16 protein-coding genes are annotated in these 17,750 nt (G+C 48.0%); 11 read left to right on the forward strand and 5 right to left on the reverse strand.

The window, feature by feature from the left end:
- The first annotated feature begins 13 nt into the window (after nt 1-13).
- Complete coding sequence (locus ACUYLD_RS07975; RefSeq protein ID WP_322159877.1) at nt 14-1,432, forward strand: STM4012 family radical SAM protein; 1,419 nt, start codon at nt 14-16, stop codon at nt 1,430-1,432.
- Entirely contained in the window at nt 1,429-2,343 is a 915-nt protein-coding gene (locus tag ACUYLD_RS07980) for an STM4011 family radical SAM protein (protein ID WP_250261165.1), read from the forward strand. The genes ACUYLD_RS07975 and ACUYLD_RS07980 overlap by 4 nt, the downstream gene beginning before the upstream one ends.
- 118 nt (nt 2,344-2,461) lie before the next feature.
- On the opposite strand, the gene ACUYLD_RS07985 is transcribed toward ACUYLD_RS07980, so the two are convergent.
- The 4 genes from ACUYLD_RS07985 to ACUYLD_RS08000 form a co-directional block, all read right to left on the reverse strand.
- Nucleotides 2,462-2,740: a YxcD family protein gene (locus ACUYLD_RS07985; RefSeq protein ID WP_013310599.1), complete on the reverse strand. Its 279-nt coding sequence runs from the start codon at nt 2,738-2,740 to the stop codon at nt 2,462-2,464.
- 3 nt (nt 2,741-2,743) lie between these two features.
- Nucleotides 2,744-3,199: a hypothetical protein gene (locus ACUYLD_RS07990; RefSeq protein WP_061831590.1), complete on the reverse strand. Its 456-nt coding sequence runs from the start codon at nt 3,197-3,199 to the stop codon at nt 2,744-2,746.
- Nucleotides 3,200-3,352: 153 nt separating this feature from the next.
- The gene (locus tag ACUYLD_RS07995) at nt 3,353-3,925 is read right to left on the reverse strand and encodes a PadR family transcriptional regulator (RefSeq protein ID WP_061831591.1); all 573 of its coding nucleotides are present in this window, start codon (nt 3,923-3,925) and stop codon (nt 3,353-3,355) included.
- A gap of 251 nt (nt 3,926-4,176) precedes the next feature.
- Nucleotides 4,177-4,740: a beta-class carbonic anhydrase gene (locus tag ACUYLD_RS08000; protein ID WP_061831592.1), complete on the reverse strand. Its 564-nt coding sequence runs from the start codon at nt 4,738-4,740 to the stop codon at nt 4,177-4,179.
- Nucleotides 4,741-4,913: 173 nt separating this feature from the next.
- On the opposite strand from ACUYLD_RS08000, the gene ACUYLD_RS08005 reads away from it, so the two are divergent.
- The 5 genes from ACUYLD_RS08005 (at nt 4,914) to ACUYLD_RS08025 (ending at nt 10,410) form a co-directional block, all read left to right on the forward strand.
- Entirely contained in the window at nt 4,914-6,431 is a 1,518-nt protein-coding gene (locus tag ACUYLD_RS08005; RefSeq protein ID WP_440722650.1) for a carboxypeptidase M32, read from the forward strand.
- 126 nt (nt 6,432-6,557) lie between these two features.
- The gene (locus ACUYLD_RS08010; protein WP_446674736.1) at nt 6,558-7,649 is read left to right on the forward strand and encodes an ABC transporter substrate-binding protein; all 1,092 of its coding nucleotides are present in this window, start codon (nt 6,558-6,560) and stop codon (nt 7,647-7,649) included.
- Nucleotides 7,646-8,458 carry an ABC transporter ATP-binding protein gene (locus ACUYLD_RS08015; protein ID WP_446674737.1) on the forward strand — a complete coding sequence of 271 codons (813 nt, stop codon included), beginning with the start codon at nt 7,646-7,648 and terminating at the stop codon, nt 8,456-8,458. Before ACUYLD_RS08010 ends, ACUYLD_RS08015 begins: the two co-directional genes overlap by 4 nt.
- A gap of 8 nt (nt 8,459-8,466) precedes the next feature.
- Complete coding sequence (locus ACUYLD_RS08020; protein ID WP_440722653.1) at nt 8,467-9,300, forward strand: ABC transporter permease; 834 nt, start codon at nt 8,467-8,469, stop codon at nt 9,298-9,300.
- Nucleotides 9,301-9,453: 153 nt separating this feature from the next.
- Nucleotides 9,454-10,410, forward strand: coding sequence for an aromatic acid exporter family protein (locus ACUYLD_RS08025; protein WP_446674738.1), 957 nt, complete (start codon nt 9,454-9,456; stop codon nt 10,408-10,410).
- A gap of 21 nt (nt 10,411-10,431) precedes the next feature.
- On the opposite strand, the gene ACUYLD_RS08030 is transcribed toward ACUYLD_RS08025, so the two are convergent.
- Nucleotides 10,432-11,748: an amino acid permease gene (locus tag ACUYLD_RS08030; RefSeq protein WP_446674739.1), complete on the reverse strand. Its 1,317-nt coding sequence runs from the start codon at nt 11,746-11,748 to the stop codon at nt 10,432-10,434.
- Nucleotides 11,749-11,863: 115 nt separating this feature from the next.
- On the opposite strand from ACUYLD_RS08030, the gene ACUYLD_RS08035 reads away from it, so the two are divergent.
- From ACUYLD_RS08035 to mutS, 4 genes are all read left to right on the forward strand, one after another.
- Nucleotides 11,864-12,760 carry a LysR family transcriptional regulator gene (locus ACUYLD_RS08035; RefSeq protein WP_028540705.1) on the forward strand — a complete coding sequence of 299 codons (897 nt, stop codon included), beginning with the start codon at nt 11,864-11,866 and terminating at the stop codon, nt 12,758-12,760.
- Nucleotides 12,761-12,886: 126 nt separating this feature from the next.
- Complete coding sequence (locus tag ACUYLD_RS08040; protein ID WP_061831597.1) at nt 12,887-13,444, forward strand: outer spore coat protein CotE; 558 nt, start codon at nt 12,887-12,889, stop codon at nt 13,442-13,444.
- A 134-nt stretch (nt 13,445-13,578) separates the two neighbouring features.
- Entirely contained in the window at nt 13,579-14,811 is a 1,233-nt protein-coding gene (locus tag ACUYLD_RS08045; protein ID WP_322171527.1) for a putative amidoligase domain-containing protein, read from the forward strand.
- Nucleotides 14,812-14,921: 110 nt separating this feature from the next.
- Nucleotides 14,922-17,741 carry a DNA mismatch repair protein MutS gene (gene mutS, locus ACUYLD_RS08050; RefSeq protein WP_446674740.1) on the forward strand — a complete coding sequence of 940 codons (2,820 nt, stop codon included), beginning with the start codon at nt 14,922-14,924 and terminating at the stop codon, nt 17,739-17,741.
- Nucleotides 17,742-17,750: the final 9 nt, after the last annotated feature.

Consider the following 17,750-nt stretch of genomic DNA (forward strand, 5'->3'; position numbering starts at 1 on the left):
GGAAGGAGCAGAAATGAAAGCCATGAATCTGAATCACTCACATCCAACGGGTGCGGTAGCCCCGGAGATAGACACAAACTTAGCACCGTCTAGGTTTCAGTGGCCTGAAACTCCTGCTGAATGGGCACGCACGATCCGTGAAGCTCCCTACCGCTCCTATCTGTACTCTTACCCGCATAAAACGGCCTATCGTTCGTTTGATACACCGCTCTCATTGCAGGAGCTGTGGGAGAAGGAGGAGTTAGAAAGCTATTTTTTGTATATGCATATTCCGTTTTGCGCGGCTCGCTGTGGATTTTGTAACCTCTTCACTTTGCCGGACAAGCGTCTGGATGTACATAAGGAGTATGTGGATGCGCTAGAAAGACAAGCCAAGCAATGGGCACCCATTATGGGCCGTCGGCCTTTTTCGCGTTTTGCCATCGGCGGCGGTACACCGACCCTACTGGAGGCTCCTTTGGTGGAGCGTTTGTTTGACATAGCGGAAAATATAATGGGACTGGACCCTAAAAGAGCTTCTATTTCGGTGGAAACCTCTCCCGATACTGTGACTGAGGATAGGTTGGAGGTGCTCAAGCGCCGCGGGACAGATCGTGTCAGCATGGGAATTCAGAGCTTTGTGGAATCAGAAAGTGCCGCCATTTACCGACCTCAGAAGCCCAAACTTGTTAGAGAAGCACTTGAGCGGCTGGTGGAATACAACTTTCCATTGCTGAACGTGGATCTGATCTATGGCCTGCCTGGTCAAACGGTGGAAACCTGGCTGTATTCTTTAGAGGAAGCACTGTCTTACTCGCCAGGAGAGATTTTTCTTTATCCGCTATATATTCGAGAAAATACGATTTTAAAGCCAGGCTATACCGGGCTGGATCATGATATTCGTCTTAGCTTGTATGAAGTGGCGCGCGAACGGCTCAAACAGGCAGGATATGTACAATATTCCATGCGCCGTTTTGCAAAAAATGATGGTTTATCCAGCAAAGAGCTTTTGCCCTACAGTTGTCAGGAGGAAGGTATGGCTGGTCTGGGGTGTGGTGCGCGATCCTATACACGTAATGTTCACTATGCCAGCCGGTACAGTGTTAGTGCAGCAGCTACGCGTAGTATTATCGCAGATTATGTTGCTGCGGAACGTCATGATCTGGCTGACTACGGCTTTATTTTAAATGTGGATGAGAGTAAGCGACGCTTTATCTTAAAGGCGCTTCTTCATCGGGAAGGTTTGGAGCTATCGGCCTATGCAGAGCGCTTCGATGTATCCCTGTCGGACGATTTTACGGGAATGTCATTGCTCCTGGAATCCGGTATGGCTGTCGTCGAGGAGGGTAGGCTGCGACTTACAGAGGAAGGAATGGCCTATTCCGATGCGATTGGGGACTGGATGATCTCCACGTCAGTACGTGAGCGCATGGAAGGATATGTAGGCGCATGAGAGCGACCTTATATTATCGTGGTTCGTTGACCTCGTGCAACTATGCTTGCCCTTATTGCCCGTTCAGTAAAAACGTTGATAGTCGGGAAACATTGAACAAGGATCGGGCCCAGTTGGAACGTTTTGCCGATTGGGTTCGAGAACAGGGCGCTCTGGGGCATCGTCTCTCTATTTTTTTTAATCCGTATGGAGAAGCCTTGATTCATTCCTGGTATCGCAAGACCATGATTGAGTTTTCCCACATGGCGCATGTGGAAAAAGTGGCGGTACAGACGAATCTATCGACTAAGCTGGATTGGACGCAAGAACTGAACCCGGAGACTGCTGCGCTGTGGGCTACATATCACCCTGGAGAGACGAAAGAGCAAGTTTTTATATCGCAGGCTATGAAGCTATATGAACTTGGCATTTCCTATAGTGTCGGTACCGTCGGGTTAAGACAGGCATTTCCGGCTATTCGTTCCTTGCGATCGCAACTTCCAAGGGATGTTTATTTGTGGATCAACGCCTACAAGGATCGACCACATTATTATACAGATGCTGAGGTTGCTGAATTAACTACGATAGACCCCTATTTTCAATGGAATTTAAAGGATTATAGCAGTCAGGGGCGGGCATGTCGCGCTGGTGAAGATGTATTTTATGTCCAGGGTGACGGAAGAGTAAAACACTGCTATCAGGATCGACGGGTGCTAGGACACTTATACAGGGATGGTCTTGAGGGTCTGAGTGGCAAACGTCCGTGCCGGATGAAAGAATGCGGCTGCTATATCGGCTATATTCATATGGAGGAGCAGCCGTTTCGGGAAATGTACGGTAGTGGCTTACTCGAAAGGGTGCCGCAGCTACAGCTATCTCCGGCTCCATCATTTAGCAGACAGGCTATTCATAGAGCAAATGAATCCATATAACAAGGTACGTCCGCGTCTAAATGTAATGCTATAGCAACCCTAATAATCTATTGGAAAACGAGCAAAAAAAACCGACCCTTGCCATCAAGCGAAGGTCGGTTCTTCTTATGCGAAATAATCAAGTTTGGACAATAGCAGTAATTTCTTCATCTAGATCCAATCTGATTTGTTCGCGATAGGCACGAATATTGTATTCGGAATACAGGTATCTCAGAATTGCTTCAATCATATTGGCTTCCACCAGATATTGACTGCGGCCCTGTACATGGACTTCTGCGGAATAACCTGTATCCTCTTCCCAGCTTAATTCTACTGTTACATCAGTGGGCTGGACACCTTTGCGTTCAGCCATATGCAAGCAAATAGCGTTGACAATCTCATCCATACTCAAAATCATAGCTTAGTAACGTCCTCCGCGGGAATCATCTGGTCTCCGACGATTTTTAATAGCACGGTAGATACCTACTCCGGCCATGATCAGGACGTAAATGGCGAGAACGTTAACGGCCAGACCAAGCAAGCTACCCAATGCGCCCATGTTGCCGAACAATCCGCCGAAGAGCATACCTGCCAAACCGCCCAGCATCATACCTTTCAGGAATCCGCCGCCACCGCCAAGGAATCCACCAGTTCTGTTTGTATTCCCAGCAGTTGCTCCTGACTTGGTTCCGCTATCTGACTTATTGACGCCACTGCTGTCATTTGCCTTGCTTGGTGTAGATTGGTATGATTTAGGCCCGGATTTAAACCCGCCGCCTCGCCTTGCATCAGCTGTAGATGGTGCGATCATAGCAATGAGTAGGGTAAAAGCCATCATTAGCATCATCATATTTTTCAAAGTAAATGTTTTTTTCATGTAAATATATCCCCCTTAGTAAATTTTTTTTATAGGTCAAACAACCGCTAACCAGTAATACGAATGGCATGGAAAAGGGTTTCAAAGAATTTTAATTTTTAAAAATTAAATAATAACGTCCCATAAATCCTATGCATGGATTGGTAAAAGCATTCAGCTTTGCGGCTTAAGTAAAAACGGATTAGTATCCGTACTGACATCACCGGCAAGCAGCATACGCAGAACCATTTGGCACCATTCCAGACCTGCTTTAGCATTCAAAAGTCCTTTTTGTACTAAAATATAGTCACCAAAGTTCTTACTGCCAAAATGTAAATTCTCTGCGGGAATGTCGTTCAGTATATCCTCAAGATGCTGGATTTTCTGAATAAAATGACGTTTGCGTTCCTCCAGCATACGATTGGCACTACTTTTGTCCGTCAACCAAAGGCAGAACAGTCGAAGACTTAATTCATCCCGTGTAACCGGAGCAGCTAACGCTTCCTGGGACCATTGCTGAAGCATATGGATTCCCTTGTCGGTAATGGTATACATTTTCTTATCAGGCTTGTCGGACTGCTGAATCCAACGAGAGGCTAGCAGTTCCTTGCTCTCCATACGGGCCAGTAGCGGATAGATCTGACTGTGCTTAGCCTGCCAAAAAGGCTGAATACGCAACATCAGATCATAGCCGGAGGATTCCTCTCTTGCGAGAAGCCCCAACAGACCATACGATAGTAAATTCATAGATCTTATCTCCTTCATCCATCATAGTAACGGTTGTAACAGCACTGCGGCAGGTATTCTGCTGCTTCATGAAAAGTGTACACTGAAACTGTATGGTTTGACAACTTTCAGACAGGTCGTTCACAGGTTAGCCAAAATTGGCTCTTGTCATTCTCCACGTATATGCGCTTTTTTTCATAAAAAAGGGTAGTTTAGGCTCGTATGTACGAGCTTAAACTACCCTGGTAACTTTCTGCCGAAGCGTATCCTGTTTACTGTTCATTCCCGTCAACGACAAGCGTTAACGCTCCTGTATCTGGATGAATAACCATGCCGTGAACGGGGGCATTAGGGGGGAGAAGCGGGTGATTCTTAATAAGCTTCACGGTAGTTCTTACCCCTTCTTCAATGTTATCAAAACCTTTTAACCATTTATTTAGCTTAATGCCTGAATTTTCTAATGTGTTCAGCACTTCCTGAGAAATTCCGCGATCGAGCATTTCATTGACCATGTGGTCTGCATTTAATGCAGCCATGCCGCATTCATAATGGCCTACGACGACGACTTCGTCTGCTCCCAGCTCATACAGGGCGACTAGCACACTGCGCATTACGCTTCCAAAGGGCTGTGAAATAATCGCACCCGCATTTTTGATGATTTTCACATCACCGTTGCGCAGGTTCATAGCTTTTGGGAGTAATTCCGTTAGCCGTGTATCCATACAGGTGATAATGACCATTTTTTTATTGGGGAACTTGCCCGTTCTATAGGCCTCGTATTCTTTGTTTTCTACGAAAACACGATTGTACTCTAAAATTTCTTTGATGTGATCCACGATTGTTCCCTCCAGATTCTAAAAAAGTTTGATATGTACAGTCCAACGTTTGTTTTAGGTCTTAGGAGCTGGTCGTACATGTTGTGTGTTGATTATACTTTTTAATATAAGTATCATCAAGTATAGGTATTGTAAAGTTTTAACCATTTTAAGTTAAAGAGGTGACCTCAAATATGACGCAACAGACGTTGGATCAATTGACGGCTTTAAAGGAGCTTGCACACAAAATTAGTAGTTATGGCGAAGCAGTAGGTCTGCTGCACTGGGATTTACGGACTGGCGCTCCGCGCAAGGGCGTTGATATTCGGTCGGAGACGTTGGGTATGCTGTCCACTGAAATGTTCAAGCTGATGATCTCGGATGAAATGGGACAATTGCTGCAATTTTTTGCCGTAGAAGACAAGCTGAAGCAACTGGAGGACAATGATCGCAGATTGGTGGAGGAATGCCGTAAAAATTATGAACTGAATCGTTCGGTTCCGGCAGACCGATACCGGGATTATAGCATTCTTGCAGCGCAGGCAGAGAGCAAGTGGGAGGACGCAAAGGAACATAGCGATTTTGCCGGATTTGAACCGTACTTGTCTAAAATCGTAGACATGAAGCGTGAATTTATCGGCTACTGGGGGGTTAAGGATACAGAGTATGACACGCTTTTGGATCAATATGAGCCGGGGATGACGGTTGAAAAGCTGGATGCTGTGTTTGATCGTCTCAAGAAGCGCCTTGTACCCCTATTGTCTAAAATTCAGGCTTCATCGAACCAGCCGGATAAGAGCTTTTTAGATGGTGTGTTTGATGTGAAGCAGCAGGAGAAGTTCAGCCTATTCATTTTAGGACAGATGGGGTATGACTTTGACGCAGGTCGTTTGGATGAGAGTGTACATCCTTTCGCAACAGGATTAAATCCAGGTGATGTGCGTATAACAACTCATTATCTGCAAGATGATGTAGCCAGTGCTATTTTCAGTTCGTTGCATGAAGGAGGTCATGCGCTGTACGAACAAAATATTGCTCCAGAGCTGGCAGGATCACTACTGTCTGGAGGAACCTCTATGGGGATTCATGAATCCCAGTCCCGCTTGTGGGAGAATAAAATCGGACGCAGTCGTGCTTTCTGGGATCGGTATTACGATGATTTGCAAAAGCATTTTCCTGATCGTTTGGCAAAGGTTACGGCAGAGCAATTCTACCGGGCAGTCAACCGTGTGGAAAATTCACTGATTCGTATTGAAGCGGATGAGCTAACATATAATTTACATATCATTATCCGTTATGAAATTGAAAAAATGCTGTTTAATGAAAAGCTGGATGTGAAGCGTCTCCCCGAGGTGTGGAATGCGAAATATAAGGAATACTTGGGACTTGTTCCACCGAATGACGGACTGGGCGTACTTCAAGACGTTCACTGGTCCGGCGGTGATTTTGGTTATTTTGCTTCCTACTCGCTTGGCAATATGTATGCAGCGCAAATTTTGGCGACATTACGCAAAGAGTTGCCAAATCTAGATGAATTAATTGCTGCTGGAGAGCTTGAGCCGATCAAGCAATGGCTGACCGAACGTATTTACCGTTACGGCAAGAGTCGGACGCCGTCCGAGTTGATTGTAGCCATTACAGGTGAGGATCTGAACCCGGATTATCTCGCCGACTATCTGGAAGAGAAATATACCTCCATATACAAGCTGTAAATCATATAGCATCTACCCCGCGTTCCCGGGCGAACGTGGGTTTTTTTTTGCAATTAACCAATATATCGACAACGGCATAACAATATATGAAGTCAACCGATGTAAAAAGGTGGGGAGGGACTAAGGATGAAAAACGGCGCTCGTTTCAAAGCTGTGGTGGCTGCGGCACTACTCGGATTACTGTTGCTCAGTGGGTGCACCCCCAAAGGAGGGGAGCAGACGATTGAGATCAGATTAGGCGAGGTAGCCCGTACGGTCTTTTATGCGCCGCAGTATGTAGCCTTGAGCCAGGGTATGTTTGCTCAGGAGGGACTGGATGTCCAGCTGGCAACGATTCCCGGGGGTGACAAGGCAATGACGGCGTTGTTGTCCAATCAGGCGGATATCGCGCTCATCGGCGCGGAAACATCTATTTATGTGTATCAGCAAGGAGCAGAGGACCCTATCATTAATTTTGCCCAACTGACACAGACGGATGGAACCTTTTTGTTTGCCCGTCAAACGCAGGATAGCTTTGAATGGGAAAAGCTGAAAGGGCAAAATTTTTTAGGCCAACGCAAGGGCGGAATGCCGCAAATGTCACTTGAATTTACGCTTCGCAAACACGGCATTGATCCTCAAAAGGATCTGAAGCTGATTCAAAATATTGATTTTGCTAATGTTGCCTCTGCTTTCGGCTCCGGTACAGGGGATTATGTGCAGCTGTTTGAACCGCAGGCATCTATTTTTGAAAAGGAAGGTCGTGGGCGGGTTGTTGCCTCTATCGGTGTGGAGAGCGGCGAGTTGCCGTATACAGTATATATGGCTAAGCAAAGCTACCTGAACACAAATAGCGAGGCTGCACAGAAATTCACAAATGCTGTATATCGGGCACAACAGTGGATTGCTACGCATTCACCTGAACAGATTGCCGAAGCAATCACGCCCTATTTTAAAGATACAGATTTAGCTGTTTTAACGAGTAGTATCAAGCGATATAAGGAACAGAGTACCTATGCTTTGAACCCGATGATTGAGGAAAAGGAATGGAAGAACTTACAGGATGTCATGACCTCGGCAGGGGAGCTTAAAAGTCCGGTTGCACTAGATAAGCTAGTGAACCCAAGCTTTGCACAACAAGCGATCTCGTCAAGCTCTACCGGGAATACTGAACCGCCTGTGAAAAAGAGCACAACTGAATCTACGCATGCAGGCGTCGGTGCCGGAGGTTCGTCATGATGGAGGAACGGAGTGGCCTAACTTTGGACGCGACCATCCCGATGGTGAGACTGGAGCAAGTGACGCATGTCTATGTAACGGATCGTGAAGCTTCGCTGGCGGTTGAGAATATTGATTTTTCCGTAGAGACAGGGGAGTTTGTCAGCTTGGTTGGTCCAAGCGGCTGCGGCAAAACGACGATCCTGTCCATGATCGCGGGGCTACTGCGTCCAGCGGCAGGCCAAGTTATGTTGCAAGGTCAGCTGGTAAGTGGTCCGAGTCCAGAGGTCGGTTACATGTTGCAGCAGGATTATCTGTTCCCGTGGCGGACGATAATGGATAACGCATTGTTGGGTCTGGAACTAGGCAACAGAGTAGATGAAGCTGCGCGTGAGCGGACACGGCTGTTACTGGAAGGCATGGGTCTGGAAGGGAAGGAGCATCTGCATCCATCCCAGTTGTCTGGGGGAATGCGCCAGCGCGTGGCGCTGGTACGGACGCTGGCGACCAATCCGGGACTGCTGCTGCTGGATGAACCGTTCTCCGCGCTGGATTATCAAACCAAGCTACAGCTGGAAGATCTGATTGCGGAAACCTTGCGCGAGCGGAGGAAGACGGCTATTTTAGTCACACATGATTTGGCCGAGGCCATTGCGGTCAGTGACCGGATTATAGTGATGGGTCGAAATCCGGGTCATATCCGACGTACCTTCGAGATTCCGGATTGCATCCGAGAAGCTCAGCCTTTTTATGCACGCGAGCAGCCGGGTTTTAATGAGCTTTTTCATGAAATATGGGGTGAACTGGAGGCTTCGGGAGCAAAGGAGTGAGTTAACGTATGAAGGACGAAGCGGATCAGCTTGAGCAACGTTGGATTCAAGGACTACATCAGGCGTATTTACGCAGCAGGCGTTTGCAACGATGGTTAGTGACAGGTGTGCAGACAGCTATTTTACTGCTTTTGTTTGTGCTATGGGAAATTGCAGGCCGTTTGAAGTGGATTGATGTACTACTGTTCAGCTATCCGAGCAAAATTTTTACCCAGATCGGTAAGGATGCGGTCAGTGGTGAATTATGGGGACATGTAGGTGTCACCGTGGGAGAGACGATGGCGGGGTTTTTACTCGGTACACTGTTAGGTACGTTGCTGGCTGTACTTATTTGGTGGTCACCGTTTTTGTCGAGGGTGCTTGATCCCTATATGGTCGTGTTCAACAGTATGCCTAAGGTGGCGCTAGGCCCAATTTTTATCGTCATGTTTGGGGCGGGATTTACTGCTATCCTAATGACAACCCTCTCCATTACGGTCATCATTACGACACTAGTCGTATACAACAGCTTTCAGGAAGTCGATTCGAATCTGATCAAAGTGGTTCGCACGTTTGGCGGATCACGCCGTGATACGTTTCAAAAGGTGATTTTACCTGCATCCTTTCCTGCAATCGTCTCTACGCTGAAAGTGAATGTCGGTATGGCATGGGTTGGTGTGATTGTTGGTGAATTTCTGGTGGCTAAAAACGGCTTAGGCTATTTGATTATCTATGGTTTTCAGGTGTTCAATTTCACGCTGGTTATGTCCAGTCTGTTGATCATTGCTGTCGTAGCTACACTGATGTATCAGGCGGTCGTGTATGTGGAGCATCGTCTGCTTTCTGGTCGTCCTCATCGCTAATAATAAAATTTCTGAACATTTGTGTAAAACGTGAAAATAAAGTACCATGAAAAATGAAAATACTTAAAATTTATGAAAATGAGCATTATGCATAAATTTCGAATTATGCAAAATGCTGAAACAGATTTCATCTAGAGAGGACAGAATTTTTTCATGGGCTTTCGTACGATTAAAACGGCTATTGCCGCATTAATGGCCGTACTTATTGCGGAGGGTTTTGGCATTCATGGAGCCACCTCAGCAGGGCTTTTAGCCATTTTGGGGGTAGATGTCACACGCAAGAGAAGTCTCCGTACCATTTCGGCGAGATTTTTTGCATCCGTCGTGGGGCTTCTTTTTGCTTGTGTTTTGTTTGTGGTATTCGGATTCCATGATTGGGTACTGGCATTATATATTTTAACGGCGTTTCCAGTCATTGTACGGGTGGGATTTAAAGAAGGGATCGTCACCGGTTCGGTTGTAGTTTTTCGCGTATTCAGCGGCGGCGTGATTGATATGGAGGTACTGATGACCCAGCTAGCTCTGCTAGTGATTGGACTGGGTTCCGCGATGATTGTCAATTTAGCCTATATGCCGGGTTCTGATAATACAATGCAACAAATTCGGCAGGAGGTGGATCGGACATTTTCTGTTATATTCAGAAATATGGCCAATACGCTGCGTAGTCCAGCATACATATGGGATGGCAAGGAAGTTATTGAAGCGAACAGCGTGATAGCCAAAGGGGTTACTGAGGCGGGGCGTTCCTTGGAAAATCAGATGCTTCGTCCCCAAGAGGGCTGGAATGTGTATTTTTATATGCGAAAAGAACAGCTGGATTCGATCCAAAACATGATGCAGTTGATCGCACAAATGTATCAGCATATGCCGCAGGCCAAGCTTCTGGCCGAGCTATTCGACCAGCTTAGCAATGACGTTTTGGCTGGACATTATACAGGACAGACCGAGAAGCTGCTGGAGCAGGTTCGTGAAGAATTTAAAGCAATGGAGCTTCCCGCAACCCGGGAGGAATTTGAGATTCGTTCGGCATTATTGCAGCTTACACATGAGCTTCATCAGTATTTGAAAATTGCGAAAAAGGACAAGGCCCCTACTCCAGTGAAAAATTAGAGTAAAGGCCTTGAGCGGCTACTATCCATGACGGACAGTAGCCTTTTCTTGTTCAGTAATGGTAGAAGTCGGAAGATTCAAAGTCCGTTTGTGCCGAATTCGGTCTGTGATCCATAAGACAGCGGTGATCAGGCAAGGGTACAGCATAGCCCATCCGACAAAGGGGAAAACGATCGCCGTAGAGATGAACGATATCCAGCTAATGGCTACGCCCCAGCGACTACCACGCAGAAGCTTAATTCCTGCTGCACAACCGCCGAGATAGGTCAGAATAAAGGTGGCGTTCGGGAATTGAATCAGGTTAGTGAGTGAAACAGCGCCACTACCGTACAACACCATAATGATCACAAAGCACACGCTAAGAAAAGCAATGCCTCCGATAGGGGTATGGAAACGTTGCGATAACCTGCCCATCCAGCGAAAGGCCTGTCCTTGCCGGGATAAAGCATAAGCGACACGTGAAGCGGCACCAACATAAGCAATAATAGTAGCGGTACAAATAAAGATACCCGTCAAGCCAGCAATTATCGCGCCCCACGGCCCGATAGCTCGACTAATCACCCATACGAGTGAAGCATCCGAATCCCCCGCAAGGTAACTTTGTGTGCCCACAGTAGCCAGCGCAGTAAAGAAATAAAGCAAACCGACAATGACGGCTGCAATGGTCACACCTCTAACGGCCGCCCGCTGGGGATTGGTGAATTCCTCTGACATATGGGACACGGCCTCCCAGCCGATAAAGCACCAAAACAGAATCGCAGCCGCTTGACCGATGGAGAGCCAGCCATGTGGAACAAACGGGGTGAAGTGGACTGTTTTCATCTGAGGAAGTGCTGCGGCAATGGCGAATATAAGGACGGCAACGATAGCTATGACGACTGCGATCTGAATACGTCCCGCGACCTTCATGCCGATCCAGTTGATGATCAGGCCCACCGCCAGCATAGCAGCGGCTAACATTATGCGGCTTTCCTCTCCCCAGCCCATGGCTGCGGTCATATAGCCGGCTCCGGTGAGTGCGGCAACAGGTGCCCCAATCGGAACCGACATGAGAAAAAACCACCCGATATAAGCACCGGCACGTGGGGAAAAGGCCAACGTGACAAAATGCGATACCCCTCCCGCATTCGGGAATTTGGCGGATAGAAGACCCATGGAAAGTGCCATTGGCAGGATGAGCAGGGTCATAAAACCCCATGCCAGCAGCGATGCCGGCCCCGCCATTTGGGCAGCAAGACCAGGCACAATCAATATCCCCGAACCCAGTACAGCTCCGATATAGAGAGCAATGGCCTGTGGAAGACCAATGGTGGATTGAAGTTTACTTTCATTTGTCATGCAGAAAAGCCTTCTTTCTCTTGTTATTTTCTCCAGCTTATCAGATAATCAATCTATCGGAAAAACGGAATATAACGATTGCTTGCATCGGAAAAACCGATTGAAGGAGCGGATTATGGAATCGCGGCATTTGTTTACCTTTTTAAATGTAGTTGAGGCAGGCAGTTTTACGCGAGCAGCGCGTATACTGGATTATGCACAGTCGAGTATCACTGCTCAAATTCAAGCGCTAGAGACAGAGTTGGGTACGCCGCTTTTTGATCGCATTGGCAAAAAAATCATGCTGACGGATGCCGGACGACGTCTGCTGCCCTATGCGCAGGAAATTTCCAAAATGCATGCTATGGCTAAGGATGCGCTTCGTTCAGAAACAGAATTGGCGGGCACGCTGAAAATAGGAGCACCAGAGTCTCTGGCCGCTTTTCGTCTACCAAGTCTGATCCGTGAGTACAGAGAACGGTATCCGAAGGTTAAAATTGTCCTTAAACCCGGCGAATGCTGGGAATTACGCGATTTGATCCGTTCCGGTGAGCTTGATTTGGCTTTTTTGCTTCAGCCTGAGACGGAGGATAGAGAACTGAATGTCACCACGCTTATTCATGAGCCGATGGCCTTGGTTGCCCCACTTAAGCATTCGCTGGTTACCTATACCCGGGTAGAGCCTGCCGACTTGAAGGATGAAACTATTTTGCATACGGAGGCAGGATGTACGTACCGCATCCTTTTTGAGCAGTATTTGAATAAACACGGTATTTTTTCAGACCCTAGCCTGGAATTTTGGAGTATTGAAGCCATCAAGCAGTGTGTCATGGCTGGATTGGGTATAGCGCTGCTTCCGCTGGTAACGGTACAAAATGAGCTGCGAGAAGGTAAAATGGCGCGTTTAGCCTGGGATGACAGTGAACAGCAGGTGGCTACTCAGGTCGCTTACCACACGAAAAAGTGGAAATCTCCGGCTCTTAGTGAATTTTTACAGATCGTTGAGCAGCATGTAACACATTGGCGTGCATGAGTTCAAGCCATCGCGGCATATGCTTATACAAATAATATTTTTTCCTTTTCGCCTATTCACTCAACATTCGCCCACAACCTGCATACATATGTATGGAATGATTGATTGTATGGAGGAGGTTCAAGAATGGCATTAAGTCATAAAAATCGTAGAGAGATTATTACCAAAGCGATCTGTGGTAAAGGTCGCAGATTCTCTACCGTAACCCATACCGTAACTCCGCCGAATAATCCAACGAGCATTTTAGGGGCATGGATTATTAACCACCAGTATGAAGCTGTGGCGGCGGGGGACGGCATTGAGGTCGTCGGGACGTATGATATCAATATTTGGTACTCATACGATAAAAACTCGCAGACCGATGTGGCCAAGGAAACGGTGTCGTACGTAGAAAATGTGCCGCTCTCGTATCTTGATCCGAAGCACCGGGCGTCTACAGTGGAAGTATCCGCCGAAGCTACACAGGAGCCAAGTTGTGTCGAGGCCAGTGTGTCTTCTGGAGGTGGCAGCGTAATGATCCGGGTCGAGCGGGAATTTGCGGTGGAGCTGGTGGCGGAAACGAAGATTGTTGTAGAAGTATTCCCGAATGGTAGCAGCGATGATTTTGAAAAAGACTTTGATTTTGGAGCGGAAGAGGGGGACTATGAGGAGCTCGACCCCGACCTCATTGACGACGAGCTCTGACAGAAGTAACCAAAAAGAGGGCCGCTTTACTCTTTGCGCCGGCTGATTCTGCGCAGGGGGCAAAGGCCCTCCTTTTTTATTGTTTGGGTTGAAATTGGGGTGAAATCCGTACGTAGTCCGTAGGGGGGAATACGATGCAGCAGCCGGGACAGACGCTCATACGCTTCAGACAGATGCCAAATGATGAAAAAAAGCGTAGACTGGAGCGTTCAGGCATAGCGGTGCAGTGGATGGATAGCAGCCTTGCAGATTTTGCGATAGGCTACGCGGTGCAAATCCATCAACTGCGAGTGCTGGAAATTCGTAGACGTGCCATCGAGGGACCTTCCAAAGTCCGCGCACACGATCTATCTGAGCTGGATCAACGTTCACTGCTCTATGTCCGGATGGAGCGGCTGGCTGTACGTGCGTTGTACACACTGGGTTTGGACAGTGGTGAGGTGGTACTGACGCCGCTGGGGGAGCGCAGCTGTCAGGTGCGCGAAGTCTCGGCACAGCCATGGCTGAATGATAGACGTTTGGCCACGCTATATGAAATTGCTGCGCGCGAAGGGGATATTGAGGGTGAGAATCTTTCAGCGGAACGAGGGAGAGATCGACTACTCATCGGAATGGACCCTGAATTTGTGCTGGTTCGTATGCCAGAGGGACGGGTCGTTCCGGCCTCAAGATATTTGGGTCGTCTCGGCATAGCCGGCTGCGATGCCGTTACTCGTCGAGGACGAACACTGTATCCAGTCGCTGAGCTTCGTCCTGCGCCAAGTGGAGATCCGGCCCGTCTGCTGAAGCATCTGCGTCAAGCTTTTGCAACCGCAGCCCGGCGCATTGCTGACCGCACACTCATCTGGCAGGCGGGGGGGATGCCGCAACCGGGTTTTCCGCTGGGCGGACATCTGCATTTTAGCGGGGTTTCGCTAAACGGTGCCTTGCTCCGGGCACTGGATAACTATTTGGCACTGCCTTTGGCGCTACTGGAAGACAAGCGTGCGGCCCGGCGCAGACCGTATTATGGCAATTTGGGTGATTTTCGCCATCAGTCGTATGGAGGCTTTGAATATCGTACACTGCCCAGTTTTCTTATCTCGCCACAGCTGGCGAAAGGTGTGATTGGAATGGCGTTTCTCATTGCTTCTCAATATCCGCGTTTGCAACGTAGGCCGCTGGGTCAGGAGGAGGCTCACAGAGCCTTTTATGAAGGAAATCAATCTGTGCTTAAGGAGTATATGGAACCTCTTATTTTGGATATGGTTTCACTGGAAGTATACTCGCAATATGAAGCTTATGTAGCGCCATTGCTGGACAGCCTCCGCAAGGGGAAACAGTGGGATGAATCACGGGATTTGCGCCCATATTGGAAGCTTACGTAAAATCAAGTGTCGACACCAGGAACGGTTTCATGTTATCGACTGTCATTTTTGATATAATGAGAGATAATTATAAGTTTAAACGGAGCAAAGTGTGGGGGTTAGTGAACGGTATGTCCAAATATACACCGATGATTGAGCAGTATTTATCCATAAAAGAGCAGGCTAAAGATGCATTTTTGTTTTTCCGTCTGGGAGATTTTTACGAGATGTTTTTCGATGATGCAATTCTTGCATCCAAGGAGCTGGAAATTACACTTACGGGTCGTGAGGGTGGCGCCACGGAAAAAATTCCGATGTGCGGCGTGCCTTATCATTCAGCTGAAAATTACATACAGCGTCTCATTGAGAAGGGTTATAAGGTGGCCATCTGTGAGCAAATGGAGGAAGCCTCAGCTACGAAGGGGATGGTGCGGCGGGATATTGTCCGCGTTGTGACCCCGGGAACGGTAATGGAAGGCAAGGTGCTGGGTGACAAATCCAACAACTACATGGTATGTGTCACAGAGACGGACGGGATGCTGGCGCTTGCGGCGTGTGACTTGTCAACAGGTGAATTGTATGTGACCTCTGTGCCTGATTCGAAAGAATGGCTACTAGATGAAATTAACATTTATGAGCCTTCCGAAATGTTGGGAGATGGTCATCTGCTCGATTTTGTGACATCCCGTATGTCCCCCGTTGGACGGCGTGTTGTGTATACGGCCTGGGACAAATCCAAGGATGATCTGGTTCGTGATCAATTTGGTGAAGCCACGTGGGCAAGGCTTACGGAGGAACGCAGACGGTGCGTATCGCGCTTGATTTCCTATTTGAATGAAACACAAAAAAGATCGTTAGGCCAATTGACCCAAATCTCGGTATATGAGCCAAACCATTTTATGATTCTGGATCCATTTACCCGCAGGAATCTGGAATTGGTGGAGACGGTACGGGAACGCTCCAAGAAAGGCTCGCTGCTGTGGCTGTTGGACCGCACAGAGACTTCCATGGGAGCGCGTCTGTTGCGTCGTTGGATTGACAAGCCACTGTTGAGCAGCAGTCTTATTGAGGAACGCTTGGAGGCGGTGGACAAGCTATACCACCAGTTTATTTTCCGAGAGGATGTACGTGCTCAGCTTAAAGAGATTTACGATCTGGAGCGTCTAGTTGGGCGGATCGCCTTTGGTAGTGCTAATGCACGTGATCTGATCGCCCTCAAGCTGTCGCTGGCCCAAATTCCTTCTTTACGCGAGCTGTGCGCTGAATCTCCTTCGAAGACGCTGAGACGGATTGCACAAACGCTGGATAGCTGTACAGACCTGTGTGCGTTGATTGAGGAAGCGGTGGCGGATGAACCGCCAATTTCCGTAAGGGATGGAGGTCTTATTAAGGAAGGCTACCATCAGCGTCTGGACGAACTGCGTGAGGCGAGTGTGAACGGTAAACGTTGGATCGCTGAGCTAGAGGCCAAGGAACGTGCAGCAACCGGCATTCGGTCACTTAAAATTGGATACAACAAAGTATTTGGTTATTATATCGAGGTGACCAAATCCAATTTGGCTTCATTACCAGAAGGTCGATATGAACGCAAACAGACGTTGGCGAATGCGGAACGGTATATCACACCGGAGTTGAAGGAAAAGGAATCTCTAATTCTGGAAGCCGAGGATAAAATGGTTGATCTGGAGTACACGCTTTTTACCGAGCTTCGCAGTAAACTAAACGCTGAAATTCCCCGTTTGCAAAAGCTGGCAGAGCAAGTGGCTGAAATTGACGTGTATCAGTCGCTGGCATCGGTTAGTGCGGAACGGGGATTCGTGAAACCTGAGCTGACTACAGGATATGATTTCGTAGTGGAGCAGGGGCGCCATCCCGTGGTGGAAGCCGTAATGAAAGATGGCGGTTTTATTGCCAACAGCACGGTGTTGGAGGAAGGCGATGCGCATATTCTACTTATCACCGGGCCGAACATGGCTGGGAAAAGTACGTATATGCGTCAGGTTGCGCTTATTGCAATTATGGCTCAAATTGGCTGCTTTGTCCCAGCTGCACGTGCCAAGGTGCCGATGCTGGATCGCATTTTTACACGGATCGGCGCGGCGGATGATCTCATCGGCGGGCAGAGTACGTTTATGGTCGAAATGGCAGATATCCAAGTAATGACGGACAAGGCAACTCCGCGAAGCTTGATCATTATTGATGAACTGGGACGAGGTACGTCCACTAGTGAAGGGATGGCAATTGCACAGGCAGTCATCGAATTTGTCCATGACACGATCGGCTGTAAGGCGCTGGTATCCACGCATTTCCATGAGCTGGCGCATTTGGAGCAAGGCCTGTCTTCGCTGCGAAATTACTCTATGGCCGTGCAGGAAAGCGGCGACAAGGTGAATTTCCTACGCAAGCTCATACCGGGAGCGGCTAGCAGTAGCTATGGCATTTATTGTGCTCGGCTTGCAGGCTTGCCCAATAACATTATTGAGCGAGCGAATGGACTGCTGAATGGTTTTGAACAGGCAGCAGCTCAAGTAACGGCAGGTACCGAGATAGTAGTAGGAGGGAAGGAAGGGACTGATCTTCGTACAGTTTCAGGGACGGAAGGTATTTCTTCTTTGACCGAATATAATTCAGGCCAGGCATTGCGAGAAAGCGGAGAAACTGCATCATCAACTCAGTCTTTATCACAGCAAGCCACCCTGGTAAAAGAAGATACTCTACAGACTGTGGAGGATTCCAGCAGGTTGGAGCAAGGAGCAACCGAAGTGGTACAGCTGTCCATTTTCGGAGAGCAGGAGCTTGCCGCCTCCAAGCCCCATGCAGAGACAGTAGAGGCTAATCCGATTGTGCGCCAAATTTTGCGCAAGGTGAAAAATGCTGATGTCATGAATATGACTCCTTTACAGGCAATGCAGCTATTAAATGATCTTAAAAACAAGGCCAATGGCCTGTAGTTAAAATAA

Source organism: Paenibacillus sp. SER-28, from assembly GCF_052906305.1.

Coding starts and splice junctions, on each gene's coding strand:
- ACUYLD_RS07975 (WP_322159877.1), top strand. CDS start 14: ATGAAAGCCATGAATCTGAATCACTCACATCCAACGGGTGCGGTAGCC.
- ACUYLD_RS07980 (WP_250261165.1), top strand. CDS start 1,429: ATGAGAGCGACCTTATATTATCGTGGTTCGTTGACCTCGTGCAACTAT.
- ACUYLD_RS07985 (WP_013310599.1), bottom strand. CDS start 2,740: ATGATTTTGAGTATGGATGAGATTGTCAACGCTATTTGCTTGCATATG.
- ACUYLD_RS07990 (WP_061831590.1), bottom strand. CDS start 3,199: ATGAAAAAAACATTTACTTTGAAAAATATGATGATGCTAATGATGGCT.
- ACUYLD_RS07995 (WP_061831591.1), bottom strand. CDS start 3,925: ATGAATTTACTATCGTATGGTCTGTTGGGGCTTCTCGCAAGAGAGGAA.
- ACUYLD_RS08005 (WP_440722650.1), top strand. CDS start 4,914: ATGACGCAACAGACGTTGGATCAATTGACGGCTTTAAAGGAGCTTGCA.
- ACUYLD_RS08010 (WP_446674736.1), top strand. CDS start 6,558: ATGAAAAACGGCGCTCGTTTCAAAGCTGTGGTGGCTGCGGCACTACTC.
- ACUYLD_RS08015 (WP_446674737.1), top strand. CDS start 7,646: ATGATGGAGGAACGGAGTGGCCTAACTTTGGACGCGACCATCCCGATG.
- ACUYLD_RS08020 (WP_440722653.1), top strand. CDS start 8,467: ATGAAGGACGAAGCGGATCAGCTTGAGCAACGTTGGATTCAAGGACTA.
- ACUYLD_RS08025 (WP_446674738.1), top strand. CDS start 9,454: ATGGGCTTTCGTACGATTAAAACGGCTATTGCCGCATTAATGGCCGTA.
- ACUYLD_RS08030 (WP_446674739.1), bottom strand. CDS start 11,748: ATGACAAATGAAAGTAAACTTCAATCCACCATTGGTCTTCCACAGGCC.
- ACUYLD_RS08035 (WP_028540705.1), top strand. CDS start 11,864: ATGGAATCGCGGCATTTGTTTACCTTTTTAAATGTAGTTGAGGCAGGC.
- ACUYLD_RS08040 (WP_061831597.1), top strand. CDS start 12,887: ATGGCATTAAGTCATAAAAATCGTAGAGAGATTATTACCAAAGCGATC.
- ACUYLD_RS08045 (WP_322171527.1), top strand. CDS start 13,579: ATGCAGCAGCCGGGACAGACGCTCATACGCTTCAGACAGATGCCAAAT.
- mutS (WP_446674740.1), top strand. CDS start 14,922: ATGTCCAAATATACACCGATGATTGAGCAGTATTTATCCATAAAAGAG.